This window comes from Bacillus marasmi (genome assembly GCF_902168435.1).
Lineage (GTDB): Bacteria > Bacillota > Bacilli > Bacillales > Cytobacillaceae > Bacillus_BU > Bacillus_BU marasmi.
Window position 1 is genome coordinate 60,707 of record NZ_LR656165.1, and the last position, 25,712, is coordinate 86,418.

Sequence of the window (25,712 nt, forward strand, 5' to 3'; positions counted from 1 at the left end):
CTATCTGGCTGACTCCCTACTTATTATCATTTTGCTTTTTATCGCCCGTCATCTTTCCAATTGAATCTCTCATATCAGTATCGGCAGAAATGTTTTGGTAGTTCATATAATCCATTACTCCAATATTTCCTTCACGCAACGCTTCAGCCATCGCTAACGGTACTGTTGCTTCTGCTTCAACTCCCTTAGCCCGCTTTTCTTGAACTTTCGCCTTCATTTCCTGCTCTTGAGCAACCGCCATTGCACGACGTTCCTCAGCTTTAGCCTGGGCAATTTTCTTATCTGCCTCCGCTTGTTCGGTTTGTAGCTCAGCACCAATATTTTTGCCGATATCAACGTCAGCGATATCAATCGAAAGAATTTCGAACGCTGTACCAGCATCCAAACCTTTTGAAAGAACTGTTTGTGAAATCATATCAGGATTTTCCAGTACCTTTTTGTGATTATCACTGGAACCAATTGTAGAGACAATCCCTTCCCCAACACGGGCTACAATTGTTTCTTCACCAGCACCACCGACAAGGCGCTCAATATTTGCACGTACAGTAATTCTTGCTTTCGCCTTTACTTCAATCCCATCCATCGCTACCCCAGCGATAAATGGAGTTTCAATAACCTTCGGATTAACACTCATTTGAACGGCTTCTAGCACATCACGACCTGCTAAGTCAATTGCAGCGCAACGCTCAAATGTTAACTCGATGTTTGCGCGGTGTGCAGCAATTAAGGCATTTACAACACGGTCAACATTACCACCTGCTAAGTAATGACTTTCAAGCTGGTTATTTGTCACATTAATACCCGCCTTGTGGGCTTTAATCAGCGGATTGATAACCCTGCTCGGAATAACGCGGCGTAATCTCATCCCAATTAACGTGAAAATACTCACCTTTACACCTGCTGCAAGGGCTGAAATCCAGAGCATTACCGGAACAAAGGTAAACAAAATTCCTAGTAATATGAAACCTAGAACGATGGCAATAATTAAAAAAGCTGTTCCTGCTGCCATGTATATACCTCCTTAAATATCTATTCTTTATTTTTTAAACGGAATAACCATTAATTATGAACAACTTCTCACAACAATGCGGGGACCCTCAACCTTTACTACTATTACTTGAGTATCCTTCGGAATAAATTCACCTTCACTTACCACATCTACCCGTTCCTCATTCAGTAAAACCGTTCCGGCTGGTCTAAGTGCGGTTAAGGTCATTCCTTTGAGTCCAAGCAATTCAGTCCGATTTCGATTTGAAACATAACCACTTTCAGTACTCGTTGAGTCTGTTAGGATAATTTTCTTAAATAGGCTCATTTTTTTTCCAAACACCCTTATCATTAGTATTGATGCCAGAATTGAAACACCTATTGCAATGAGGATTGAAATCCCCATGTGAACCACATTATCAGTCGCTAAAAATAAACTCCCCAAAATGGAAATGGTCCCAATTGCTCCAACAATCCCTCCTGGTAAAAATAGCTCTAATATGACTAGAGCAATTCCAACCACGAAAAGAATAATCGTTTCAAATCCAGCTAATCCAGCCACTAAATGGCCGTAAAAAAATAACAGCAAGGCAGATAATCCCATAAAGCCCGGAATTCCAAAGCCTGGAGAGTACAATTCTAGCACTAATCCTAAGCTTCCGATTGTTAGCAAAATTGGTACTACGATTGGATTTGTAATAAACCTTGCAACCTTTTCAGCAAAGCTTTCTTCCATTGACCGAACATCTGCATTTTCAAAGCCCAGTTTCGCAAGTAAATCATCTAAATTTTTTACTGTTCCATCTGAATAACCTACTTCGATTGCTTGCTCAGCCGTCAAGGTAAGCAGTTTCCCTTTCGGAGCTCCGTATTCGGGTAAATCAATACTCTCATCTGCCATTGCCGCAGCAATAATAGGATTGCGCTCACTTCCATTCGCAGCTGCTTTCATTGCAGCTAACCAATACGATTCTGCCTTTTTCCCGGCTGTATTTCCCTGTTGGTCAATAATCGCCGCTGAGCCCATTGTGGAGCCTGGTACCATATAGATTTCATCAGTATTAATCGCAATATACGCTCCTGCGGAAAGAGCATGTTTATTAATAAATGAGACCGTTTTTATATCAGTTGATGTTAGAAGCTTACCAATTTCACCTGCAGCATCAACTGCTCCACCAGGTGTATTTACCTCAAAGATTATCGCATCTGCGTTGTTTTCCTCTGCGGTGTTAATGGCTCTTTGCAAAAAGGCGTGTAAGCCTTTTTCGACTGTTTCTTCTATTGGGACAACGTAGACAATTTGTTCATTGCTTGAGGCTGCCTGCGGAAGCGCAATCAAACTAAATCCAAAAATAAGCATCATGATGTATACAAATCTTCGCACCTGTATCCCCTCCTCTCATTGCCTCATATTAGTATTTACGGACAAAACGGATAATAGTTTCATCTTTTTTAAAACTATGTGAAAAGCCGTAGAGATAAATCTCTACGGCCATTGATGTTGTTATTATGAAAGGTGTTGTTGAACAAGTTTATTTACGAGTGTTCCGTCTGCTTTTCCTTTAACCTTAGGCATGACAGCAGACATTACTTTTCCCATCTCAGCTTTTGATGTTGCACCTACTTCTGCGATTGCTTGTTTGACAATCTCAGTCACTTCTTCTTCAGAAAGCTGTTTCGGCATGTACACCTCGACAAATGTCAATTCTGTACGCAATTTTTCAACCAGATCTTCACGACCGGCTTTTTCAAATTCGTTGAGGGAGTCCTTGCGTTGTTTCATTTCGCGAGAAAGGACAGTTAACTCTTGCTCTTCGGATAGCTCGTTACCAAGCTTGATTGCTTCATTTTGCAATGAAGATTTAATCATCCGAATTACAGAAAGTTTGTCTTTTTCCTTATTCTTCATCGCTTGCTTCATATCATTATTTAAACGCTCGAGAAGACTCAATGTATTACACCCTCTCTTACCACTTACGTTTTCTTGCTGCTTCTGACTTTTTCTTACGCTTTACACTAGGCTTTTCGTAGAATTCGCGCTTTCTAGCTTCTTGTATTGTACCTGATTTAGATACTGTACGTTTAAAGCGACGAAGAGCATCTTCAAGCGATTCGTTTTTACGAACGACGGTTTTAGACATTCTCTTTCCCTCCCTCCGAACACAACACACTAACATCGAGGACATGGAAACCCATGTACTTTGACAATTATAATATACTCAACATATTAGGTCAACTCAATTTGAACTTGTTCCTAAGATTCGAGAAAAATTGTTCTTTTTCGACGATTATTTTCTGCTATTTGATGAATTTTTATGATCAAGTTACATGTCTATATATGGAATCCATAGCATATATAAACAGTGGGAGTGTGTGGACATGTTATATATATTGCTTTTTATCTTACTCATCGCTGTATTCATCACAGGCATGACCATTTTAAGGGCTGGCTTGTTCCAACTTTCAGGAGAAACCTTTAAGCGACTACTTGAACGAGTTACTAGCTCCCCTTTCAAGGCGATGTTAACAAGTATTTTGGTAACTGCAGTTCTTCACAGTAGCTCCGCAGTAATGGTGATAACCATTGGACTAATTGCTGCTGGTATGCTCAATTTTTCAAAATCGATTGGCATTATTTTAGGAACAAATATTGGAACGACCTTCACCACAGAAATTATTACCTTCAATATTAATCAATACTTGATTCCGATGACAATTATTGGTGCTGTGTTAATGTTGTTTCGCAATCAAAAGCTGAGAAGTTCTGGCTCCATTTTATTTGGAATGTCAGCCGTTTTTATAGCCATAAGAGGATTTGAATTTTTAGCTACACCTCTTACAAAGCTTGATGCTGTCGGAAGTATTTTAGCTATGTTAAATGAGAGTCATTTGCTAAGTATTGGTTTTGGAACTATTTTTACAGCGTTAATACAGTCGAGCACAGCCATGACGGGAATTACGATGGGCTTTTTATCTGGCGGAATCTTAAAGATTGATTCAGGAATTGCGATTATGCTAGGTTCGAACATTGGTACGTGTATTACCGGCTACTTGGCCTCAATCGGTTCTGGCCATGAATCAAAATTGTGTGCTTACGCGCATATATGGTTAAACGTCGTCGGAGTTGCCTTATTTATCCCATTAATTGATTGGATGGCTGCGCTTTCTCCATTGGCTGCAGATAGCGCTGATGTCCAGTTAGCGCATTCTAGTTTGCTATTTAATGTGCTTACTTCGTTAATCGTGCTTCCGTTTGCTGAGCAGTTCGGGAGGTGGATTGAGTATGTGCATGGAAGGCGAGCTTAAATTTGGAGTTTGGATTGTGTGGGGTAACCAATGGAACAAACCAAATACGATAAACATGAAAGAGGATGCCCTAAATGATGGACATCCTCTTTTTTAATTTTAATAATCAGAGCTACTTGTTAAGCCATTTACGATGGCAACACCAGAGCTTGCCCCGATTCTTGTTGCACCTGCTTCAATCATATTCCTTGCATCGTCCGCATTGCGAACTCCGCCCGAAGCCTTGACCCCAATATCAGGACCAACTGTTTTTCGCATTAGCGCGATATCTTCTATGGTTGCCCCACCGGTAGAAAAGCCTGTTGAGGTTTTAACAAAATCTGTTCCTGCCTTGATAGCAAGTTGACAAGCGCGGACTTTTTCTTCATCAGTAAGTAGACTGGTTTCAATGATTACTTTAGTAAGTGCTTTTCCTTGAGCAGCGTCCACAACTGCACGAATATCACGCTGTACTAATTCATCATTTCCATCTTTTAAAGCACCGATATTAATGACCATATCAACTTCTGTAGCACCATTTTCAATTGCGTTAGTTGTTTCAAAAGCTTTCGTTTCAGGGGTATTTGCACCTAATGGAAAGCCAATTACAGTACATACCTTAACTGGGCTACCTTCTAGTAATTCACTAGCATACTTGACCCATGTTGGGTTTACACAAACAGAAGCAAAGGTGTATTCTTTGGCTTCGTGACAAAGCGTTTCAATTTGCTCTTTTTTAGCATCTGCTTTTAATAGAGTATGATCAATCATTGCTGCAACTTTTCCTAACATAAGATGTTTCTCCTTTCACAGTGCATTTTAGTTGTCCGTACCTCTATCATCATAACATTCGAATCCCGAAATTTCGAGTGATTTCTTAGATTAGGACCGTTATCATAGATTGCATTGTTTAGTGTTAAATGAATTGAGTCGGTTTATACAATAAAGTCAGTTTTTAAGTTGTTAACTTTACCGTTGGGTTTGCCGCTTCGCCTGCATCGGTAACGATAACTCTTCTATCGTTACCTTCTACTCTTTTTTTTGTCTTCAACGGTAATAATAGCTCCTCAATCGCAATCAATAGTCAAATATTCACATTATTAAAGGGCCAAAAAAAACTGCCGAGCAGCGACAATGTGCATACTCGACAGTCATGATGTGTCTATTAAATAGCTTCTTCTGTTTCCTCTTTAACGAGGTCATCATTAACAACTCGAATGAATTGACCTTCATTGTATGGATAACCAGCTTTAGTTAACTTCACTTTGACAATTTTTCCAATCATGGCTTCCGTACCAGCGAAGACAACCTTTAAGTAGTTGTCTGTATAGCCGACATAAAGTGGACTGTTTGTATCATCATCAAATTTTTCCTCTGGGATGACTTCAAGTACTTCATCGTCAAACTGTGAAGCGTATTCTTTTGCCAATTGGTCGGACAAGGAAATCAAGCGATGAACCCGCTCGTTTTTCACTTCCTCATCAACTTGGTCCTCCATTCGAGCTGCTGGTGTTCCTGTCCGCTTGGAATATGGGAAAACGTGAAGCTCGGAGAATTGATGATTTTTAATAAAATTATACGTTTCCATAAATTCTGCTTCTGTTTCACCTGGGAAACCAACAATCACATCTGATGTGACAGCAAGTCCTGGGAGAACCTCCTTCAAACGATTAAGTCGCTCCGCAAAGAACTCCATTGTATACTTACGGCGCATCCGCTTTAAAACGGAATCTGACCCTGATTGAAGCGGGATATGAAGGTGGCGAACGATGACATTAGAATTTTTAATTGCTTCAATGACTTCATCGGTAATTTGACTAGCTTCAATCGACGAAATACGAAGACGTTTTAAACCGTGAACTTCTTTTTCAAGATCCTTCAATAGTAACGCCAAATTATAATCCTTCATGTCTTCACCATAACCGCCAGTGTGAATTCCAGTTAGGACAATTTCTTTATACCCGGCATCTACTAATTGCTGAGCTTGGCGAATAACTTCTTTTGGATCACGAGAACGCATTAATCCACGTGCCCATGGGATAATACAGAAAGTACAGAAATTGTTGCAGCCTTCTTGAATTTTTAAGGAAGCCCGGGTACGGTCTGTAAAAGCAGGGACATCCAATTCTTCGTAAACACGGCTCTTCATAATATTTCTTACGCCATTAATTGGCTGGCGTTCTTGCTTATATTGTTCGATGTAATCTAGCATTTTAACGCGATCTTGCGTTCCAACGACAACATCAACGCCAGGAATTGCAAGGATTTCAGCTGGAGAGGTTTGCGCATAACAACCAGTGACACAGATGACTGCATCCGGGTTTTTACGGACTGCCCGACGGATAATTTGCCGACTCTTTTTGTCTCCTGTGTTTGTAACGGTACATGTATTAATAATATAAACGTCGGAGGTTGCTTCAAATTCCACACGTTCGTATCCTTGTTCTTTAAATAATTGCCAAATCGCTTCTGTTTCATAATGGTTTACTTTACAGCCAAGTGTATGAAACGCTACTGTAGGCATAATGATCACCTCAATAATTCTAATTGATAAGACACAGCTGCTAATAAATAAAGTGGAGCTGTTTCAGTCCGTAAAATTCTTGGACCCAATCCACAAGCCACAAACCCGTTTTCCGATAAAAGAGATATTTCATGAGGAGCCAATCCGCCTTCTGGGCCGAATACAATTAATAACGATTTTCCAGGGATTAGCTTTTGTAACGTTTGGGCTAAAACCGCTGCTTCACCTTGTTTCGCTTCTTCTTCGTAAGCGACAAGCTTTACGTCAAAGTTCTCTGCCATTTGAAGCAAAGTTCGAATTGAAACCGGCGCCTTTACAGCAGGAATTTCCGCACGATAGGATTGTTCCGCCGCCTCTTTGGCTATTTTTTGCCATCGTTCAACTTTTTTTGAGGCTTTCTTTTCATCCCATTTTACAATGGAGCGGGCTGCAAGAAAAGGGACAAACTCATGAGCACCCAACTCAGTGCCTTTTTGAATAATCCATTCCAGCTTATCCCCTTTGGGCAATCCACTCGCGATTGTGACACGGACCGGTAGTTCAGTTGACCCATCTTCCCATTTTACAACCTTTACCGCAATCATTTCATCGGTAATTTCTTCAATTACTGAAAGAGCACTTTTCCCATCCTCTGTAACACAAACGATTTCATCGCCTTCTTTCATTCGCATGACACGAATGATGTGATGGTAATCTTCACCACTTATTTGAAAATCGGATGCATCGGACCCGGCATTTACAAAATATCGTTGCATGCCAATCCTCCATTCTACATCGAATTAATAAAAAGATACAAAAAGAAACTCGCCACTTAAGGCGAGAAACCTATTGTATCCGACCACTGTACCTACTAATTTTTCCTAGCAATAAACGCGACCCAATCTTCCATGACCAGCGTTTCCTGAATTGTAAAATCAACCTGTTCGATTGCTTCTTTTACTTGTTGTTTCTTTTGCCCAATAATGCCTGAAGCAATAAAGTAACCGCCTGGCTTGACCACCTTTGCCACATCGTCTGTGAAGCGTAAAATAACTTCTGCAAGAATGTTAGCAACAACGATATCAACTTGCTCGCTAATTCCATCAAGTAAATTATTTTGAGCAACGCTCACCACATCATTAACTTTATTAAGCTTAATATTAAGGATGGCCGAATGAACCGCAACCTCGTCGAGATCTAAAGCAGTAACTTTAGAAGATCCAAGCATGGCAGCTGCAATACTCAATACTCCTGTTCCTGTTCCAACATCAATACATTCGTCACCTTTTTTAACAGTACGCTCTAGCGCTTGAACACACATCACTGTTGTAGGGTGAGTACCTGTACCAAACGCCATACCTGGGTCAAGTTCAATTATTAACTCATCACTAGATACAGGAGTATAGTCTTCCCACGTTGGTACAATCGTAAACCGTTCTGATATTTTAACTGGATTATAGTATTTTTTCCAAGCAGTTGCCCACTCTTCCTCGTTAACTTCTGAGATGGTTACACTATTTTTACCAATATCAATATTAAATAAGATTAAATTATTAATTGCATCTTTAATTTCCTCAACAGTTTCACCAAGGAAGCTGTTAATAGGAATATAAGCCTTAATAATGACACCTTCATCCGGATAATCATCAGGGTTAAGTTGGTAGATTTCACCGAAACGGTCCACCCTTTCCTTACTTAGCTCAAAGGGATCCTCGATTACAACGCCGCTAGCTCCAGCCTCGTGTAAAATATTTGAAATTGGCTCAATCGCTTCATTTGTTGTATGAATGCTGATTTCTGACCATTTCATTTCTACCAACTCCATTTTCTAAAATGATTAGTCACCTTTAAAGGCGCGTTTTACTTTCGAAAAGAAACTATCTTCAGGTCCACCACTTGGAATTTTGCCACTTGCCTCTGCAAATTCACGAAGTAATTGTTTTTGTTTATCTGATAATTTGGTAGGTGTAATAACCCTTACGATTACGTGCTGATCACCGATACCATAGCCGCGAACATTTGGTACACCTTTCCCCTTCAGTCTAAATTTCGTTCCTGTTTGGGTACCAGCAGGAACCTTTAATTTCACTTTACCATGTAGGGTAGGTATTTCAACATCATCTCCAAGTGCAGCCTGAGAGAAAGTAATTGGCATTTCGCAATAAATGTCTTCTCCATCACGTTCAAAGAATTCATGTTCACGAACATGGAAGACTACATATAAATCTCCAGGAGGTCCTCCATTAATGCCAGCTTCCCCTTGACCGGAAACACGAAGCTGTTGGCCATCATCGATACCAGCAGGAATCTTCACATGAATCTTACGGCGTTTTTTCACCTTACCTGCTCCGCCACAAGTGGAACATTTATGCTTAATTTGTTTACCTGTCCCATTACAATGGTGACATGTACGGCGATTAACAATTCTACCAAATGGTGTATTTTGCTCGACATTAATTTGCCCGCTACCATGACAGTGCTGACAGGTTTCTGGATTTGTTCCAGGTTTTGCACCTGAGCCATGACAGGTTTCACATTCCTCTTCTCGCGGAATTTGAATGTCAGTTTCTTTTCCAAATACTGCTTCCTCGAACGTTAGCGTCATCGTGTATTGTAAGTCTGCACCTTGTCTCGGCGCATTTGGATCACGACGTCTTCCCCCACCGCCGCCAAAGAAGGTATTGAAAATATCCTCAAAGCCACCGAAGCCGCCACCGAAATCAGCGCCTCCAAAGCCTTGGTTTGGATCTGTATGACCAAATTGATCATAGTGTGCTCTTTTTTGATCGTCACTTAGGACCTCATACGCTTCTTTTATTTCTTTAAATTTATCAGCTGCGTCCTCAGCTTTATTTATGTCAGGGTGATATTGTTTTGATAGCTTACGATAAGCTTTTTTGATTTCATCCTTTGATGCGCCTTTTGCGACACCTAGGACTTCATAGTAATCCCGTTTACTCATGCTTACCCTCCCGAATCCATTCACATAAAGATTATTCTATCATTTACGACTCGATAAAATCAATAAGAAAAACTTAGGGCTAAATTAGCGAAAAAGATGAAAAAGCCAAAGCCTGGACGACCTGACTTTGACTTTTTCTTAATGATGATTTTTATAGCTAGCTCCAGCGACCAGCTCTGTGCGGTCTCGCTATTCTTATTTATTATCGTCTACTTCTTCAAATTCAGCATCGACTACGTTGTCGTCTTTAGGTTTTGCATCTTGTGCGCCTTGGGCAGCTTGCTGTTGCTTTGCAGCTTCTTCATAGAGCTTAACACTCAAGTTTTGCACGATTTCTTGTAGAGCATCTTTTTTCGCTTTGATTTCTTCTAAATCATTTTTCTCGATTGCAGCCTTTAAAGCATCCTTCGCTTCGTTTGCTTGCGCAACATCAGCAGCATCAACTTTATCTTCAAGTTCTTTGAGTGTTTTTTCAGTTTGGAAGACTAATTGGTCAGCTTCGTTGCGAAGCTCAACTTCTTCCTTACGCTTTTTGTCTGCTTCAGCATTTTCTTCTGCTTCACGAACCATTTTTTGAATCTCTTCATCTGATAATCCTGTAGATGATTTAATCGTAATTGCTTGTTCTTTGTTTGTGCCAAGGTCTTTAGCACGAACGTTTACGATACCGTTTTTATCGATATCAAAAGTTACTTCAATTTGTGGAATTCCACGTGGTGCTGGTGGAATATCAGATAATTGGAAACGACCTAAAGTTTTATTGTCGCTTGCCATTGGACGTTCACCTTGTAGAACGTGAATATCAACAGCTGTTTGGCTATCAGCAGCCGTTGAGAATACTTGTGATTTTGAAGTTGGAATTGTTGTATTACGATCGATTAAGCGAGTAAATACACCGCCCATTGTCTCAATACCAAGTGATAATGGAGTTACGTCAAGAAGGACAACGTCTTTTACGTCCCCAGTAATAACGCCACCTTGGATTGCTGCACCCATCGCAACAACTTCATCTGGATTAACTCCTTTTGAAGGATCCTTACCAATTTCCTTACGGATTGCTTCAACTACCGCAGGGATACGAGTTGAACCACCAACAAGGATTACTTTATCAATTTCAGACGCTGAAAGACCTGAATCTCTTAACGCTTGGCGAGTAGGACCCATTGTTCTTTCAACTAAGTGAGCAGAAATTTCATCAAATTTTGCTCTAGTTAAATTCACTTCTAAGTGTAATGGTCCTGCTTCACCAGCAGTGATGAACGGTAAAGAGATTTGTGTTGAAGTAACACCAGATAAATCTTTCTTCGCTTTTTCAGCTGCATCTTTTAAGCGTTGTAAAGCCATTTTATCTTTTGAAAGGTCAATTCCGTTTTCTTTTCTGAACTGATCTACTAAATAATCAATGATAACTTGGTCGAAATCATCTCCACCAAGACGGTTATCCCCAGCAGTTGCTTTAACTTCGAATACTCCGTCTCCTAATTCTAGAATGGAAACGTCAAATGTTCCACCACCAAGGTCAAATACTAGAATCGTTTGGTCCTCATCTGTTTTATCCAAACCATATGCTAATGCTGCAGCAGTAGGCTCGTTGATAATACGCTCAACTTCAAGACCCGCAATTTTACCAGCATCCTTTGTAGCTTGACGCTCAGCATCATTAAAGTACGCAGGTACTGTAATAACAGCTTTAGTAACTGGCTCGCCAAGGTATTCCTCTGCATAAGACTTTAAATATTGAAGGATAATTGCCGATAGTTCTTGTGGACTATAATCTTTACCTTCAATATTTTCTTTATGACTAGTACCCATATGGCGTTTAATTGAAATAATTGTATTAGGATTCGTGATTGCTTGACGCTTTGCCACTTCCCCAACTTGACGCTCACCATTTTTAAACGCTACAACTGATGGAGTTGTACGATTACCTTCTGGATTTGGAATTACTTTTGGCTCGCCGCCTTCTAAAACAGATACACAAGAGTTTGTTGTACCTAAGTCAATACCAATGATTTTACTCATGTTTCTTTGCCTCCCATATACTTACTATGTAAGTCGATCCATACATGTTTTTATTGATTCACCTTAACCATCGAAGGACGGATTACGCGGTCCTTCAGGCAATAGCCTTTTTGAAATTCATCCACAACAATATTTGAGCCAAAATTAGCATCTTCAACCTGCATTACAGCTTGATGGAAATTAGGATCGAACTCTTGACCAACTGCTTCAATCGGTTCAACGCCTTCTTTTTTCAAGGCTTCAAGAATACTTTTATATACCATTTCCATCCCCTGTTGCAACGATTTTGTTTGCTCATTTTCAGCAGTCATGGCAAGTGCTCTTTCAAAATTATCCAATGCAGGTAAAAGGTCTGTAACTAAGCTTTGTGCTCTATATTTTTCGCTCGCCTCAGCATCCAGTCTACTGCGACGACGGAAATTATCAAAATCTGCTTGTAGACGGAGATAGCGGTTTTCAGATGCTTCAATTTTAGCTTCTAAATCAGCAATTTTAGCGGTTGCTTCGGCAAGTTCATCACTTGGCTGTGCATCTTCAGCAGTCTCTTGACCACTTTCAGGATTGGCTTCAGCAAAAATTTCTTCTACGATTTCCTCACCTTGTTGCTTCTCTTCTACAACTTCTTCATTTTTCACATTTTGTTCCTGTGTCATAATTTTGTTCACCTCCCTTAAGGTGTGTTTTTATTTATTACATAGAAAGGGGATGGAACCTTTTGCTCCACCCTAATCAATATTTCCTGTGTCAGTTGTTTTGATACAGTTTTGTTAAAACCTTAGACAAATCACCTGAAATCATCTGCAATAAACTAATAACCCTTGAATATTCCATCCGTGTAGGGCCGAGGATGGCGATGGATCCGAGCTTTTCTGCACCAACTGAATAGGTTGCCGTGATTAGACTGCAGTTTTCCATTGCTAAATTATTATTTTCACGACCGATTTTAACATTAATGCCTTCAGGATTTTTTTGCAGCAAATCATAAATGCTGTCTTCCTGTTCAATCATGTTCATTAACAGCCTTATTTTTTCGATATCATGAAACTCAGGCTGTCTGAGCATATTGGTTTTGCCACCAAAAAACAATTTGTTAGCAGCAGGTAACTTTAATGTTTCAGCAATCGTGGTCAACATTGTATCGTAATGATGAATGTGCTGACGCAATAGCACTGCAACTTCTTTATATATTTTTTCATTCAAATCAGCCATCGGCACATTTACTAATCGGTCATTCAAGATATTAACCAGCTTTTCGATTTCATTTGCATCAAGCGACGCCGGTAAATGGAACATCCGATTCTCCACGTGGCCCGTATCGGTGACGATAATTGCGATGGCTGTTTCCTGATTCAAAGGAATAATTTGGATTTTCTTCAATCGGTTTTCATTCACAGCCGGACCTAAGACAATCGAGGTGTAATTTGTTAATTCCGACAAAATTTTTGCCGATCTCTGAACAATTTTTTCAAGCTCGTATATACGTTCTTCAAAAATTGACCGGACCATTAAGACATCATCTGATCCTAAACGTTGTGGAGCTAATAAATGGTCCACATAATAACGGTATCCTTTTTCGGACGGGATTCGTCCAGATGAGATATGCGTTTTCTCAATAAAACCCATTTCCTCTAAGTCAGCCATTTCGTTACGAATCGTCGCAGAGCTAAATGAAATTTCATCTTTTTTTGACAAGCTTCTTGAACCGATTGGTTGTGCAGATCGAATAAAGTCATCAACGATTACCTGAAAGATTAGTAATTGACGATCTGTTAACAACGGAACATCACCTCTGTTAGCACTCAAGATTAACGAGTGCTAATTCTATTTATAAATTATCAAATTAGTAGCACAGTGTCAACGTTTAGATAACACCTAAAAACGATTGAAAAACTTCGTTACCAAGTAATTTCCCTCGTTTTGTGAGTCGAATATGTCCTCCGACTAGTTCAATCAAACCTTGTTTTTGCAATTTTTCTAGTTCCCCTGGAAATAATTGGCGAACATCTTCATGGAATTTGCTTTTAAATTTCGACAAAGATACACCTGATTGTTTTCTTAGCCCGAGGAACATTTCCTCCTCAATTGACTCATTTTTCGTCACAAAGTGATTTTCCATCAACGGTAGCACATTTTCCGACAGCGGCTCCATGTATTTTTTCAATGGTCCGAAATTAGAGCGACGATATCCTCCTACATAGCAGTGGGCACCGGCACCAAAGCCATAATATGGTTCATTATTCCAATAGGTGAGGTTATGTCTGCTTTCAAATCCTGTTTTTGCGAAATTACTTATCTCGTATTGTTGATATCCGTGCTTTTCCATTTCCTCCATTAGCGTCTCATACATTCTCGCTTCCATATCCTCGCCAACTGTTGGGAGTTTTCCTCTCGTAAACAAATTGTAAAAGACTGTTTTCGGTTCAATGATAAGCGAATACCCGGAATAGTGAGGGAGATTTAAGGCAAAAGCAGATTTCAAGGTTTCGGTAAAATCTGTCATTGTCTGACCTGGCAGACTGTAAATTAAATCAATGCTAATATTTTCAAATCCGGTTTCTTTGGCGAGATGTATCGTTTGGAGTACATCTTCAGCACAATGGGTTCTGCCAATTTTTCTTAATAGTTCATTATTGAAGGTTTGAACCCCAAAGCTTAACCGATTAACCCCCGCATTTTTTAGTATTTGAAATTTCGCCTTCGATAAGTCGCCAGGGTTCGCTTCAAATGTAAATTCAGTTTGGGCATTGACGGGAAGATTTGTTGTAATGATTTCACATAGCTTTTCGAGCTGTTGTTCTGTTAACGAGGTTGGTGTGCCTCCACCAACAAAAATGGACTTGAAAACCTTTGGTGGAGGAACCTCAGCAAAGGTCAGCTTGATTTCTTTTTCCATTGCTAATAGATATTCATCAACGGGTTGTCCCTTTAAAAAAACCTTATTAAAATCACAATAATGGCAAATATGTTCACAAAACGGAATGTGAAGATACGCGGCATGAATCACAAATCACAACTCCATTCGTTTCAAAATAGTTAATTAAAAGTTCTAAACCTATGAAAAAGAGGCTAGCATTGCCTGGTGAACAAGCATGTCTAACCTCCTATAAATCATTATTTTTTCGTGTTATTATCATCCATACGGAGTACAGCCATGAACGCTTCTTGTGGAACCTCAACTGAGCCAACTTGCTTCATCCGCTTTTTACCCTCTTTTTGCTTCTCTAATAGCTTACGCTTACGGGAAATATCCCCACCGTAACATTTCGCAAGCACGTTTTTCCCCATCGATTTAATCGTAGACCTGGCAACAATCTTTTGACCTACTGCAGCTTGTACTGGCACTTCGAATTGTTGTCTTGGGATAAGTTCCTTCAGCTTTTCTACGATAATTTTGCCACGCTCATACGCAAAATCCTTATGAACGATAAAGCTTAAGGCATCGACCTTTTCCGCATTTAGCAGGATATCCATCTTCACAAGCTTTGACTCTTTGTAGCCAATTAGCTCGTAGTCAAATGAAGCATAGCCTTTTGTGCTTGATTTTAACTGATCAAAGAAATCATACACAATTTCAGAAAGTGGAATTTCATAAATAATGCTGACACGATTTTCATCCAAATATTGCATATCAATGAAAATACCACGTTTCGCCTGACAAAGCTCCATGATTGCCCCAACATAGTCGTTTGGCGACATCATTGTTGCTTTAACGTAAGGCTCTTCGATTCTGTCAATTTTTTGCGGATCAGGCATTTTTGATGGGTTATCGACTTTGACTTCTTCACCATCAGTTTTAATTACATGGTAAATAACGCTTGGTGCAGTTGTAATTAAATCAATTTTGAATTCACGTTCAATTCGTTCTTGAATGATTTCCATGTGCAATAATCCTAAGAAACCACATCGGAAACCAAAGCCCAACGCCTGTGATGTCTCCGCTTCAAATTGTAAAGCTGAGTCATTTAATTGCAGTTTCTCCAACGCTTCACGCAAATCATTAAATTTAGCTGAATCAATTGGATACAAACCACAATATACCATCGGATTTAAGCGTCGATATCCAGGTAATGCCTCAGTCGCTCCATTTTTCGCATTGGTGATTGTATCCCCAACGCGAGTATCCCCAACATTTTTGATGGCTGCTGTTAAAAAACCAACATCACCGACAGAAAGCTCTGCACGCGGCATTGCTTTAGGTGTAAAAACACCAACTTCAGTAACTTCAAATTCTTTACCAGTGGCCATCATTTTGATTTTATCGCCAACCTTAACGGTACCTTCAACGACCCGAATGTATGCAACAACGCCACGGTACGCATCAAATAATGAGTCAAAGATAAGTGCTTTCAACGGAGCATCAGGATCACCCTCTGGTGCAGGAACCTTTTCAACGATTTGTTCCAGAATTTCTTCAATCCCAATTCCAGCCTTTGCTGAAGCTAATACAGCTTCAGATGCATCAAGGCCAATCACTTCCTCAATTTCATGGCGGACACGTTCGGGGTCTGCACTTGGTAGGTCAATTTTATTAATAACAGGTAGAATTTCTAAATTATTATCCAATGCTAAATATACATTAGCTAACGTTTGCGCTTCGATTCCTTGAGCCGCATCGACAACAAGGATTGCACCTTCACAAGCAGCTAAGCTGCGGGAAACCTCATATGTGAAGTCGACGTGTCCTGGTGTATCAATTAAATGAAACGTATACTCTTCTCCGTCCTTAGCTTTGTATGTTAATTGGACAGAGTTTAATTTGATCGTAATTCCCCGTTCTCTCTCTAGGTCCATCGAATCTAGTAGCTGATCCTTCATTTCACGCTGTGTTAAAGCGTTTGTCTTTTCTAAAATGCGGTCTGCTAATGTCGATTTACCATGATCTATATGAGCAATAATAGAAAAATTACGGATTTTTGATTGTCGTTTTAGCTTTTCATCTCGGTTCATTCTTGTTCACTCCTACAATTCTCGCACGTATACACTATCCTTCATTATACCAACTGAGGATTTAGTTATCAATCAAAAGAAAATTCTGCCGAAAAAAATAACACAGGGTCGAAACTCATCCCTGTGTTATTCACTAATTTTCTTGGCAAAATAGTCTAGTGTTTTTCCTGTCAATTCTTCAATGCCTTTTGTAATATTTTTACCTGCGGATGAAAAAATGTTATAGGCATTCATTTCCTCAATCTCTTCTTTCTTTTTTGTAAAATCATGACTGTCGACATCTTGACCTAAGAACGATGCTTCGATATTCCCTTTCTCGTTCTCACTAAATGATATTGCCCTACCAAAGTCAGAATCATCATAACCCTTCATTCGATGGATACCATCATTGGCCTGTTGCATGCCAAACAAAACACATACAAACATAATGGACGCTAGTATAAAGCTTTTCAACATAAATAACTTCATCTTTCTCACCTGCAATTACTGCTAATTTGGATTTGCCGGCTGGCTGTTATCTTGATTCACCTTTTCTGCCTGCCAATAATATTCACTTAAAGCGTCTGCTAACGCATCCGAGGAACGATAAAGTTCTTCGAAAGTATTATCAACGCCACCAAATTCGACTAAAAAGGCATTTTCTGATAAATCCTGATTATATTTGCCGTTTCCTTCACGTTTGACAAAGACCCCACGACTTAAGCCAGGATATTTTTCTTCAAGGATTTCGTGTAGCTCAGTTGCCAGTTTTTCATTTTTTTGATAATTACTCTGATTTCCGCCAATGATAAAGGCCAGCTTTGCATAGGATTGACCATTAATGACCTTAGTTGTCATGTCCTTACGATGACTGTCACGATGAATATCAATAAAAAATTGATGATCACGATTATTAGCCATGGCAGCTTGAACAACTGGTCTAGACTCGAGATAGGATTGAGGGTAAGTTAATCCTTTTCGAGTAAGATTGCCTTGAATGTCAGTTTTATCAACCAAAGTACCAATTCCACGGCTCTCAAGCTGTTCCTTCAATTTATCACCGATTTTCATAACATTTAACTCAGAGTGATAAGCAGCATCGGGATTCGTTACACCCTTTAAGTAGGGGAGATACGATTCACGATTATGAGTAAAATAAACAAAGACAACTTGGCGACCTTCAGTCGTCATTGGTGGCTTATCCGTATTTTCCTGATTTGGATTCCCTGCTTCGATTCCCTCTGTATTTTGCAATGCCGCTTCTTTCTCAGCGTTCAAAACCTCAATTGGTGGTGCCGACTCAAATGGCATATTTGTATAATTGGTCCCTTCCCCCGCAACGAGGATTTTTCCGTCAAATAATGAGAATCCTGGCAGCTCACGCCCTAACAAACTTCTGGGATCATCAAGATTAATATTGGTAGACATTTTAAACACAATATTAGTTAGTTTTGGAGGCTGACTACTCTCGGGAAGACCATCAAGAAAATAATGATTTTCTGTACCCATCAAATGAAAGAGCCACTCCCCAGTCATATGTGTGGCCACATTATTCACCGAAGATGATGATAAGCGGTATTCAGGCTTTAACGATGTCAACAAACCGCTGACTGTAAAAACAAAAAATATAAAGAGCAGAAAAGTCGATATTACCTTCACAAGACTTGATGCTCGAACGGCAACTATTAAACCCGATTTCCTACTAAATTTCATGGTTCCACCTCTCTTAAGCCATTCTAGTAAATACTATGAATTTGCTAGAGAAGATAGAACAATAATTGATCCTACTTTTTACAATGAGTAAGCTCTACTTAACAGAAATCTAGCTTTATCTCGTATAGAAGCCTGCGTTTTCCTGATTAACATTGTGATGAAGCGCAGAGTTTAGCCCATTAGCTAATAAATTAGCCATATCCTCAATAAAAACATCCACTTCCTTTGGCGTTACCATTAGATTATGTCCCAATGGCGCGAGCACCTCATAAATCAATTTCCGTTTTTCTTCATCTGGTAGCACACCGATCATTCCAAGAAATGATTTGCGATGCTGCTCTTCCGGCATATCTTCATCGGTCAACTTTTTTCTACCACCAAAGGTCATGCCAGAAGGTGTTAAAGCCTTTGAAGGACGATTGCCTTCCTTTATTTCACGCCCGAAATGCTTGAGGATAAAATCAATCGTATCGCTTGTTATCGATACTGCATCAACTACAGTTGGAACCCCTAACGCTATCACCGGAATTCCTAATGTCTCCTTGCTAATTTCCTTACGTTTATTTCCAACCCCTGATCCAGGATGAATTCCCGAATCAGAAATTTGAATCGTCGAATTCACTCTTTCAATCGAGCGAGCCGCCAGCGCATCAATCGCAATCACAAAATCTGGCTTTGCCTTTTCAACAACACCAAAAATGATATCACTCGTTTCAATCCCGGTGATTCCCATAACACCTGGTGCCAACGCGCTGACCGGACGGAATCCTGGCTCTACATTTTCAGGCTGCAATTGGAATAAATGTCTGGTAATTAAGAGATTCTCACAAACAGATGGACCAAGGGCGTCTGGTGTTACATTCCAATTCCCCAAACCTACTACTAAACATGACGCCTCATCACTGATGCCTAGCATTTTTAAAAAATGAGCAAATTCGCGGGCAAAAATCTGCTCTACCTTTTGCTGAAGCTCGCTGTCCTGCTGTCTTATTCCCACCACTTCAAGCGTTAAATAGCGTCCAGGCTTTTTCCCAATCGCTTCCTCTGCTTCCTTTGTAATTTCTACTAAGGAAATTTTTATATCATCCTCTTCCTTTTCTTTTATGATGACCCCTTCAATTTGCGAGAGGTTTTCTTCATGTTGAACACTATTTGCTCTTTCAGCCAGGACCATTTCCCTCGCTTCAACTGCTAAATCTGTGCGAACAGCATATTTACTTAAATCGAGTGAATCACCCATCTGTTTCCCTCCATTTTTTCAGTTAGAAGAATTGCTAGATTTGAATGAATTCCAATAAGTCACAGGAATTTTATAGAGTTTTTCCAATTATTATCCTTTCCTGTTCATGGAATAAACATTCGCATTTAGGTAAATTAATAGGAGAGTATTGCATTTATTTTGGGCGTTTGATAAAATATCACTTGTTCTTAATTAAATGTTAATGAATGCGAAAGTGTAAATCGAGTTGATATAATCTCGATCTTTTTAGGAGGTGAACGGAATGCCAAATATTAAATCTGCAATCAAACGCGTACAAACAAGCGAAAAAGCAAATGCTGCTAACACTCAATTTAAATCTGCAATGCGTACTGCTGTTAAGAAAACAGAAGCTGGAATCGTTACTAACGATGCAAATGTTGCTCAAAACTTTGCTGAAGCTGCAAGCAAGCTTGACAAAGCTGCTGGTAAAGGCTTAATCCACAAAAACGCTGCTGCTAGAAAGAAATCACGTTTAGCTAAGAAAATCAATTCTTTAAACGCTTAATGCTATAAAAAAAACGACCCTCCTAAAAGGTCGTTTTTTTATTTCCTCGTATTTAATTGAAGTAAGAACATTTCGATTAGCATTTCTTTATTCATGCCCCCGGTTTTCATTTGATAATCCGCATCGGCGAGCATACGCATCATATGGGTTAATTCTTCATCCGAGAAACTACGAGCTTGCCCAGCTGCAAGCTTCACCCGATAAGGATGGACTTTAAGAAAGGTTGCCATTTGCTGCTGGCCATAGCCACGTCTTGCGAGCTCTTTTACCTGGTAAATCAATCTAAATTGCCCAACAATCATAGCCAGAATTTTTAACGGCTCCTCATTTTGCTTTAAAAGGTCATAATAAATTCTTAATGCCCCTTCAACATTTCGATTAACAATCTTATCAATCAAAGTAAAAATATTTTGTTCCAGCGATTTTGAGACCAATTTTTCAACCAGGTGTTCATCAATAAACTTTGATTCTGTCGCATATAATGTGAGTTTGTCCATTTCGCCAACCAGCATAAATAAATTGGCGCCAACAAGTTCAATCATCCGTTCTGCTGCAGCATCGGTTATTTGCACTTGTTGGGATTCCGCCCGTTCAAATATCCATTGCTTGAGCTCTGTCTGCGACAGCTTTTTCGCCTCAAATAAGGCGGCAGTCCGTTTTAATTCTTTCGTTATTTTTTTTCTTTCATCCAGCTTTTCGTATGGCGCAGTAAATACCAGCACTGAAAAAGGTGCCGGTTCCTTTAAATATGCCTCAAGCCTAGCGAGATTATGTTCAACCTTTTCCTTTGTTTTTTCAGCCGTAAGGAACACGGGATTATGTAAAAATATTAACCGTCTCTCACCCAAAAATGGCAAGGTTTCCGCATCCTCCAAAACCACTTCTATTGGTGTTTCCTCTAGATCGTAGCTAGACAAATTGAAATCAGACTCGTCCTCTTCCAGAACATGCTTCATAAGTAATTGCTTTGTTTCATTTATGAAAAAGGTCTCTGCACCAAATAATAAATATACAGGAGCAATTTGTTTTTTTCTGATTTGCTTCCAAAGTTCAAAAATCACTCATTCTCTCTCCGTTCACTTACAAAAATTAAACTGCCTCTACACTATCGTAAAGAAGCTATCATCATTTGACAAGTGCATTGGAGGGAGGGAATTGACAAATCCGCTATTCGCCAATTCCCTTTCTATAATAAACGTCGTAAATATAAGGCCTAGGATCTTACTTTACGACGGTATCACGTTTGTAATAATATTTTTGACGAAAAACGTTTGAACTATTTGTGACAACTCTTGTCATTAAAGGAAGTGAAAAGAGAGTTCTGGATTTTTTTGAATGTTTGGCTTATACTAAAAAATGAAATAGGGGAGGGGATCAACTGTGAACGAATTTGAAAAGCTTGTCGACAAACGTAATGATGCTATCGACTCAGCAATGGGGTTCATCGTATCATTCGGATTTTTCGCAACACTATTTATCATTGCAACAGTTATAGATGTTGTCGGATCTTAATTCGACACTACATAGTTTCAACGCTTAGACTGCATTCATGTGCAGTCTTTTTCTTTTGGCTTTTGATTTCCGCTCCAGGCACTTGCGGTTTATGGGGCTAACTGGGAGCCTTTCTAGCTGCAGCAGCTAGGGGCTCGGGGTCACAAGCCAAATCCCTCCAGAGACTAACGTCTCTTGCGTGATTCGTCTTGTGCCTGTCGCCCCTGAGCAAGCCGCTTCCGCTTTTCGTTCTCCTCGCGCTTTGCGCCTGTGGGGTCTCCCATGCCAGCTACTCCCATAGGAGTCTACGTGCCTGCAGCGAAGATCAACTTGCCAAAAATCAACACTGTGCGTTAACACAGCCTTTCTCTTAAGCTTCTGGATTTTTAAGATGTTGCTGCGATTACCTTATACTATGGAAGCATAGTTGAAAAAGTTCCACTTCTGCCTTTAAAAAAATAAGAAATAGCCCCTTTCTGATCCGTCCTATACAATTTGATACCATTCGCCTGATACCTCTCTATAATTTCGCGATGCGGGTGTCCGTAGCGATTTTTCCCACCAACGGAAATAATCGCCACCTCTGGCTTAAATTGCTTTAGAAATAGTTCAGATGATGATGTTTTGCTCCCATGATGTCCTACTTTTAATACATCAATATCGATGGATGGATATTTTTGTACTAGACGCTGTTCACCTTCGACTTCTAAATCTCCTGTAAACAGCCATGATAATCCCCCAATCTCGCCATAGAGGACAATCGATTGATTGTTTTTGTCGCCCTCATCATTAGACAAATCTGGTGCTAATACTTTAAGCCAATCATCCTCTTCTCGCCAACCCTGCCCTTCTATAACATAGTTAATGGGTATACCTGACTGCCTTGCCTTTAATGTAAGTTCAAGTTCAAGCTCAGATTGTTCCTTTGCATTTGGGAGCAATATCTCCCTAACAGTTAATTCATCAATAATCGCTGTCGCGCCACCAATATGATCCATATCACCATGGGTAAGAATGAGTTTGTCCAGCCTTGTAATCCCCTTACTTTTTAAAAAAGGAACGACAACATCATCACCCACATCAAAATTTGAACGTTTTTCCTGCCAGGGCTCCTTAGAAAATGGCAGATTCCCTCCTGTATCAATTAGATAATTCCCCCGATTATAAGGTAATCTGATAAGGATTGAATCACCTTGACCAACATCAATAAAGGTTACTTCACCAAATGGAGACCAAAGGTGAATCATCGTGATGATAACAATTGGGAATACAATCAATAAACTCATGCGAATTCGGTTTGTTCGATACCTTTCTAGCCTATAAAAAATCATTAAAATCGAAATGAAGAGTAAGAGCAGCAGAAGGTTGCTAGGTCTTCCAACAACCAACATATTTAATGGCAAAGAGGAGAAACCGTTAATCAATTCATTGACGATGAAGATGATTTTATTTAGTGCCCATATTAGGGGGTCAACAAGAAAACCGAGAAAAGGATGTAACAAAAACACAATGAAAAAAAACGGGGTAAGAATTATAGAAAAAAATGGAACAAATAGTAAATTCGCAATAATCGATAACAGTGATACTTCAAAGAAATGAACTAAAATAATTGGGAGCGTGGCAAGCTGAGCAATATATGAGGTTAAAATTAATTGGTTTAGCGTTCCTTCATTTTTTAACAAAACTGGAGCTGACAGTAGTAATGCTGTACACGCACTGAACGATAGTTGGAATCCAACATCATAAATGAAATATGGGGAATACAAAAGTAATATAAGAAATGAGTAGCATAATGCATCTAGTGGTAGTATTCGTTGATTTCCAAATCTAAGGCTGATTAGAATAACCATCATCATCATAACAGCTCTAACTACTGAGGCTGTTGCCCCTGTCAAAAGTGCATAAATAGGCAAAAATATCATAATTACGACGATCATTTTTTCCCTGACAATTCCTATTCTTAAGCCACAATAAAACAGGACACCACTTAAAAACGTGACCTGTAAACCAGAAATAGCTAACAAATGAACGATACCCATTTTTTGATAAGAAGTGATGAGCTCACCATCCATCATCGATTGGTCACCAAACAATAAGGCAATGGCAAGTGCTGCAGTTGGCTCGGGAAAATGCTTGGCAACATATTTCGCTCCATCTGAACGAAGCTTGTCCATCAATGATAAAAACGTTATTTCAGGTGCTTCACATGTTTCGATGGGAATATCATGCACATCGAAAATCCAATAAATTTGCTTCGTAGATAAATACTTTTGATAGTTAAATACATTGGGGTTGTGATAAATCGAAGGAGGCTCGAGCTTACCAGATAAGGTACAGGTAAAGCCGTATTGCAGGGTATTTTCAAGATAGGCTTTTTCTTGAGGAGAATGTATTCGATAACGGATTAGCAGCTTTTCAGTCGTGGTTTTATGGATACCGTTTATGACAAGGAGATCTCCATTTATCCTGGATTGCTGGAGCTCAATATGAAGGCTTTGTTCCCCTCCGCTTAATTCCGTTCTATTGTTCTGTTTTGCAGAAAATCCAACAAAACCATTTAATATGAAAACAAATAAAATGAGCATCAATTGAAGCTTTGTAACCGATTTAAAGCGCTTAAGAATATACAGATAAAGAAGTGTTAGCAATCCAAATAATCCAATGTTTACAAAAGCACTTAAAATTCCAAATAATGCGGCTAAGGCTAGATAAATGCCTCTCCCTTTCATCAGCAAAATCCTCCATTGCATAATAGAAAAGCGCATTAGGGCTTGACCAGTAGAAACAAAGGCTCAAGCCCCTCACTGTTCGCTTCGATAAATATCATTATTTTTCTTCTGATTTTTCGACTAAATGTACAACTTCAATATCTTTCAAGAAATGTTCATTCCACTTATTTGGATATTCACTTTCGAAAACGATTCTTACGATACCTGCTTGTGCCAATGTTTTTGCACATTTCTCACAAGGTTCGTGGGTCACATAAGCTGTAGCACCTTTTAAATCAGCTCTCTCAGCATGCAACACACTGTTCTCTTCAGCATGTAAGCATCTGATACAACGGCCTTCTTCATTGAGCAAACAGCCAACATCTTCACAATGTTCATGGCCATGTATCGAACCATTATAACCTGTAGAGACAATGTGTTTATCTTTGACAATTACACAACCTACTTTTAAACGATTACACGTTCCCCGTGTTGCTACAACATTAGCGATATCCATAAAATATCTATCCCAGCTTTTTCTTGACATAAATTTCTTACTCCTTTAAACATATTGCGATAATTGAGTGACTAGGCAGTGCCTCCACTTAAGTGTAATGCCAAGGGAAACGTCCGTCAATTTGTGATATTTAGTCAATTGTGATTTTTTCTTTTAATTTTTCAAAGGTTTTTGTGCCTATTCCACTAATAGATTGAAGATCCTCAATCGATTTGAAAGGACCAGACGTTTCTCTATATTCAATAATTGCTGCTGCTTTTGAAGGTCCAATTCCCGGGAGTGTTTCAAGCTCTGTCGCATCTGCAGTGTTTAAGTTAACCTTCCCATTATCAACTTGACCTGTGGATGCACTTCCTGGCTCCGATAAACCTTCAACTATTTCCCCAACTGCAGGAATATATAAAATCATCTCATCCTTCACATACATCGCAAAATTAATCTTCGTTGAATCTGCACCTTCAGATAAGCCACCAGCACGTTCAATTAAGTCGTGTACACGCTCTCCCTCGGTTGCCTCATAAACACCAGGCTTTACCACTGCCCCCTTAATATCAATCATGATGATTTTTGGTGTATCCTGCTGTTCTGGTTGTTGTTCAACAATATTCCCCGATGTTGCTTCCTGTATATTTGGCTCTGTGACGGGAAGAGGGATAGAAGGCCTTGCAAACCAATAATAATAAATCATCACCACCAAAAGAAGAGTCCCACCAAACACGTAAAGCTTATTTTCCTTTAACCACTCTTTCAACTTGTACCATCCTTTCAATAGTTATATTCTTAAAAATTCATTCATATGGTATAGGAGAAACCTGTTCATGAAGGAGGATAG

The 25,712-nt window shown here is 39.5% G+C and carries 24 protein-coding genes; 3 read left to right on the forward strand and 21 right to left on the reverse strand.

Features of this window, described 5'->3' with window-relative positions; genetic code table 11:
• Positions 1–16 precede the first annotated feature (16 nt).
• The 4 genes from floA to rpsU form a co-directional block, all read right to left on the reverse strand.
• The gene (gene floA / locus FXW34_RS02510; RefSeq protein ID WP_147532404.1) at positions 17–1,009 is read right to left on the reverse strand and encodes a flotillin-like protein FloA; all 993 of its coding nucleotides are present in this window, start codon (positions 1,007–1,009) and stop codon (positions 17–19) included.
• Positions 1,010–1,063: 54 nt separating this feature from the next.
• A complete protein-coding gene (locus tag FXW34_RS02515; RefSeq protein ID WP_425457393.1) occupies positions 1,064–2,347 on the reverse strand; it encodes an NfeD family protein in 1,284 nt (427 codons plus the stop codon).
• Positions 2,348–2,494: 147 nt separating this feature from the next.
• Positions 2,495–2,938, reverse strand: a complete 444-nt coding sequence (locus FXW34_RS02520; RefSeq protein ID WP_147532405.1) for a GatB/YqeY domain-containing protein — start codon at positions 2,936–2,938, stop codon at positions 2,495–2,497.
• Between the two features lie 16 nt (positions 2,939–2,954).
• Positions 2,955–3,128: a 30S ribosomal protein S21 gene (rpsU, locus tag FXW34_RS02525; RefSeq protein ID WP_019154564.1), complete on the reverse strand. Its 174-nt coding sequence runs from the start codon at positions 3,126–3,128 to the stop codon at positions 2,955–2,957.
• Positions 3,129–3,366: 238 nt separating this feature from the next.
• Here rpsU and FXW34_RS02530 point away from each other — a divergent pair, with 238 nt between their 5' ends.
• Positions 3,367–4,293, forward strand: a complete 927-nt coding sequence (locus tag FXW34_RS02530; protein WP_147532406.1) for a Na/Pi symporter — start codon at positions 3,367–3,369, stop codon at positions 4,291–4,293.
• A gap of 99 nt (positions 4,294–4,392) precedes the next feature.
• Here FXW34_RS02530 and deoC read toward each other — a convergent pair whose 3' ends face one another.
• The 13 genes from deoC to gpr all read right to left on the reverse strand — a co-directional run bounded on the left by deoC (position 4,393) and on the right by gpr (position 19,638).
• On the reverse strand, positions 4,393–5,064 hold the full coding sequence (gene deoC, locus FXW34_RS02535; protein ID WP_147532407.1) for a deoxyribose-phosphate aldolase: 672 nt from the start codon (positions 5,062–5,064) through the stop codon (positions 4,393–4,395).
• Positions 5,065–5,437: 373 nt separating this feature from the next.
• Positions 5,438–6,796, reverse strand: a complete 1,359-nt coding sequence (mtaB, locus tag FXW34_RS02540; RefSeq protein ID WP_147532408.1) for a tRNA (N(6)-L-threonylcarbamoyladenosine(37)-C(2))-methylthiotransferase MtaB — start codon at positions 6,794–6,796, stop codon at positions 5,438–5,440.
• Between the two features lie 5 nt (positions 6,797–6,801).
• A complete protein-coding gene (locus FXW34_RS02545; protein ID WP_147532409.1) occupies positions 6,802–7,551 on the reverse strand; it encodes a 16S rRNA (uracil(1498)-N(3))-methyltransferase in 750 nt (249 codons plus the stop codon).
• 95 nt (positions 7,552–7,646) lie between these two features.
• Positions 7,647–8,585 (reverse strand): 50S ribosomal protein L11 methyltransferase, encoded by a 939-nt coding sequence (gene prmA, locus FXW34_RS02550; RefSeq protein ID WP_147532410.1) that lies wholly within the window; start codon positions 8,583–8,585, stop codon positions 7,647–7,649.
• A gap of 27 nt (positions 8,586–8,612) precedes the next feature.
• Positions 8,613–9,737, reverse strand: a complete 1,125-nt coding sequence (dnaJ, locus tag FXW34_RS02555; RefSeq protein WP_147532411.1) for a molecular chaperone DnaJ — start codon at positions 9,735–9,737, stop codon at positions 8,613–8,615.
• 195 nt (positions 9,738–9,932) lie between these two features.
• A complete protein-coding gene (dnaK, locus tag FXW34_RS02560; protein WP_147532412.1) occupies positions 9,933–11,759 on the reverse strand; it encodes a molecular chaperone DnaK in 1,827 nt (608 codons plus the stop codon).
• Between the two features lie 50 nt (positions 11,760–11,809).
• Positions 11,810–12,412: a nucleotide exchange factor GrpE gene (gene grpE, locus FXW34_RS02565; RefSeq protein ID WP_147532413.1), complete on the reverse strand. Its 603-nt coding sequence runs from the start codon at positions 12,410–12,412 to the stop codon at positions 11,810–11,812.
• 91 nt (positions 12,413–12,503) lie between these two features.
• Positions 12,504–13,535 carry a heat-inducible transcriptional repressor HrcA gene (gene hrcA / locus FXW34_RS02570; protein ID WP_147532414.1) on the reverse strand — a complete coding sequence of 344 codons (1,032 nt, stop codon included), beginning with the start codon at positions 13,533–13,535 and terminating at the stop codon, positions 12,504–12,506.
• A gap of 85 nt (positions 13,536–13,620) precedes the next feature.
• Positions 13,621–14,763, reverse strand: coding sequence for a radical SAM family heme chaperone HemW (gene hemW, locus FXW34_RS02575; RefSeq protein WP_147532415.1), 1,143 nt, complete (start codon positions 14,761–14,763; stop codon positions 13,621–13,623).
• A 107-nt stretch (positions 14,764–14,870) separates the two neighbouring features.
• On the reverse strand, positions 14,871–16,706 hold the full coding sequence (lepA, locus tag FXW34_RS02580) for a translation elongation factor 4 (protein ID WP_147532416.1): 1,836 nt from the start codon (positions 16,704–16,706) through the stop codon (positions 14,871–14,873).
• 126 nt (positions 16,707–16,832) lie between these two features.
• The gene (locus tag FXW34_RS02585) at positions 16,833–17,174 is read right to left on the reverse strand and encodes a YqxA family protein (protein WP_147532417.1); all 342 of its coding nucleotides are present in this window, start codon (positions 17,172–17,174) and stop codon (positions 16,833–16,835) included.
• Positions 17,175–17,195: 21 nt separating this feature from the next.
• Complete coding sequence (spoIIP, locus tag FXW34_RS02590) at positions 17,196–18,398, reverse strand: stage II sporulation protein P (RefSeq protein ID WP_147532418.1); 1,203 nt, start codon at positions 18,396–18,398, stop codon at positions 17,196–17,198.
• Between the two features lie 115 nt (positions 18,399–18,513).
• Complete coding sequence (gene gpr, locus FXW34_RS02595; protein WP_147532419.1) at positions 18,514–19,638, reverse strand: GPR endopeptidase; 1,125 nt, start codon at positions 19,636–19,638, stop codon at positions 18,514–18,516.
• Positions 19,639–19,900: 262 nt separating this feature from the next.
• Between gpr and rpsT the strand changes: the two genes are divergently transcribed.
• Positions 19,901–20,164 (forward strand): 30S ribosomal protein S20, encoded by a 264-nt coding sequence (rpsT, locus tag FXW34_RS02600; protein ID WP_147532420.1) that lies wholly within the window; start codon positions 19,901–19,903, stop codon positions 20,162–20,164.
• Between the two features lie 38 nt (positions 20,165–20,202).
• Here the strand turns inward: rpsT and holA are convergent, their stop codons facing one another.
• Positions 20,203–21,225, reverse strand: coding sequence for a DNA polymerase III subunit delta (gene holA / locus FXW34_RS02605; RefSeq protein ID WP_147532421.1), 1,023 nt, complete (start codon positions 21,223–21,225; stop codon positions 20,203–20,205).
• A 319-nt stretch (positions 21,226–21,544) separates the two neighbouring features.
• Here holA and FXW34_RS02610 point away from each other — a divergent pair, with 319 nt between their 5' ends.
• Positions 21,545–21,676, forward strand: coding sequence for a YqzM family protein (locus FXW34_RS02610; protein ID WP_147532422.1), 132 nt, complete (start codon positions 21,545–21,547; stop codon positions 21,674–21,676).
• Positions 21,677–22,068: 392 nt separating this feature from the next.
• On the opposite strand, the gene FXW34_RS02615 is transcribed toward FXW34_RS02610, so the two are convergent.
• The 3 genes from FXW34_RS02615 to FXW34_RS02625 form a co-directional block, all read right to left on the reverse strand.
• Positions 22,069–24,384, reverse strand: a complete 2,316-nt coding sequence (locus tag FXW34_RS02615) for a DNA internalization-related competence protein ComEC/Rec2 (protein WP_187118810.1) — start codon at positions 24,382–24,384, stop codon at positions 22,069–22,071.
• Positions 24,385–24,481: 97 nt separating this feature from the next.
• Complete coding sequence (locus tag FXW34_RS02620; protein ID WP_147532424.1) at positions 24,482–24,910, reverse strand: deoxycytidylate deaminase; 429 nt, start codon at positions 24,908–24,910, stop codon at positions 24,482–24,484.
• A gap of 100 nt (positions 24,911–25,010) precedes the next feature.
• Entirely contained in the window at positions 25,011–25,631 is a 621-nt protein-coding gene (locus FXW34_RS02625) for a helix-hairpin-helix domain-containing protein (RefSeq protein WP_246140831.1), read from the reverse strand.
• Positions 25,632–25,712: the final 81 nt, after the last annotated feature.

Bases quoted from the DNA above. Each gene is read 5' to 3' on its own strand.
- FXW34_RS02620 (WP_147532424.1), bottom strand. From the start codon at position 24,910: ATGTCAAGAAAAAGCTGGGATAGATATTTTATGGATATCGCTAATGTT.
- FXW34_RS02515 (WP_425457393.1), bottom strand. From the start codon at position 2,347: ATGCTTATTTTTGGATTTAGTTTGATTGCGCTTCCGCAGGCAGCCTCA.
- FXW34_RS02545 (WP_147532409.1), bottom strand. From the start codon at position 7,551: ATGCAACGATATTTTGTAAATGCCGGGTCCGATGCATCCGATTTTCAA.
- lepA (WP_147532416.1), bottom strand. From the start codon at position 16,706: ATGAACCGAGATGAAAAGCTAAAACGACAATCAAAAATCCGTAATTTT.
- FXW34_RS02585 (WP_147532417.1), bottom strand. From the start codon at position 17,174: ATGAAGTTATTTATGTTGAAAAGCTTTATACTAGCGTCCATTATGTTT.
- rpsU (WP_019154564.1), bottom strand. From the start codon at position 3,128: ATGTCTAAAACCGTCGTTCGTAAAAACGAATCGCTTGAAGATGCTCTT.
- FXW34_RS02530 (WP_147532406.1), top strand. From the start codon at position 3,367: ATGTTATATATATTGCTTTTTATCTTACTCATCGCTGTATTCATCACA.
- FXW34_RS02615 (WP_187118810.1), bottom strand. From the start codon at position 24,384: ATGAAAGGGAGAGGCATTTATCTAGCCTTAGCCGCATTATTTGGAATT.
- grpE (WP_147532413.1), bottom strand. From the start codon at position 12,412: ATGACACAGGAACAAAATGTGAAAAATGAAGAAGTTGTAGAAGAGAAG.
- prmA (WP_147532410.1), bottom strand. From the start codon at position 8,585: ATGAAATGGTCAGAAATCAGCATTCATACAACAAATGAAGCGATTGAG.
- rpsT (WP_147532420.1), top strand. From the start codon at position 19,901: ATGCCAAATATTAAATCTGCAATCAAACGCGTACAAACAAGCGAAAAA.
- mtaB (WP_147532408.1), bottom strand. From the start codon at position 6,796: ATGCCTACAGTAGCGTTTCATACACTTGGCTGTAAAGTAAACCATTAT.
- gpr (WP_147532419.1), bottom strand. From the start codon at position 19,638: ATGGGTGATTCACTCGATTTAAGTAAATATGCTGTTCGCACAGATTTA.
- dnaJ (WP_147532411.1), bottom strand. From the start codon at position 9,737: ATGAGTAAACGGGATTACTATGAAGTCCTAGGTGTCGCAAAAGGCGCA.
- deoC (WP_147532407.1), bottom strand. From the start codon at position 5,064: ATGTTAGGAAAAGTTGCAGCAATGATTGATCATACTCTATTAAAAGCA.
- floA (WP_147532404.1), bottom strand. From the start codon at position 1,009: ATGGCAGCAGGAACAGCTTTTTTAATTATTGCCATCGTTCTAGGTTTC.
- spoIIP (WP_147532418.1), bottom strand. From the start codon at position 18,398: ATGAAATTTAGTAGGAAATCGGGTTTAATAGTTGCCGTTCGAGCATCA.
- dnaK (WP_147532412.1), bottom strand. From the start codon at position 11,759: ATGAGTAAAATCATTGGTATTGACTTAGGTACAACAAACTCTTGTGTA.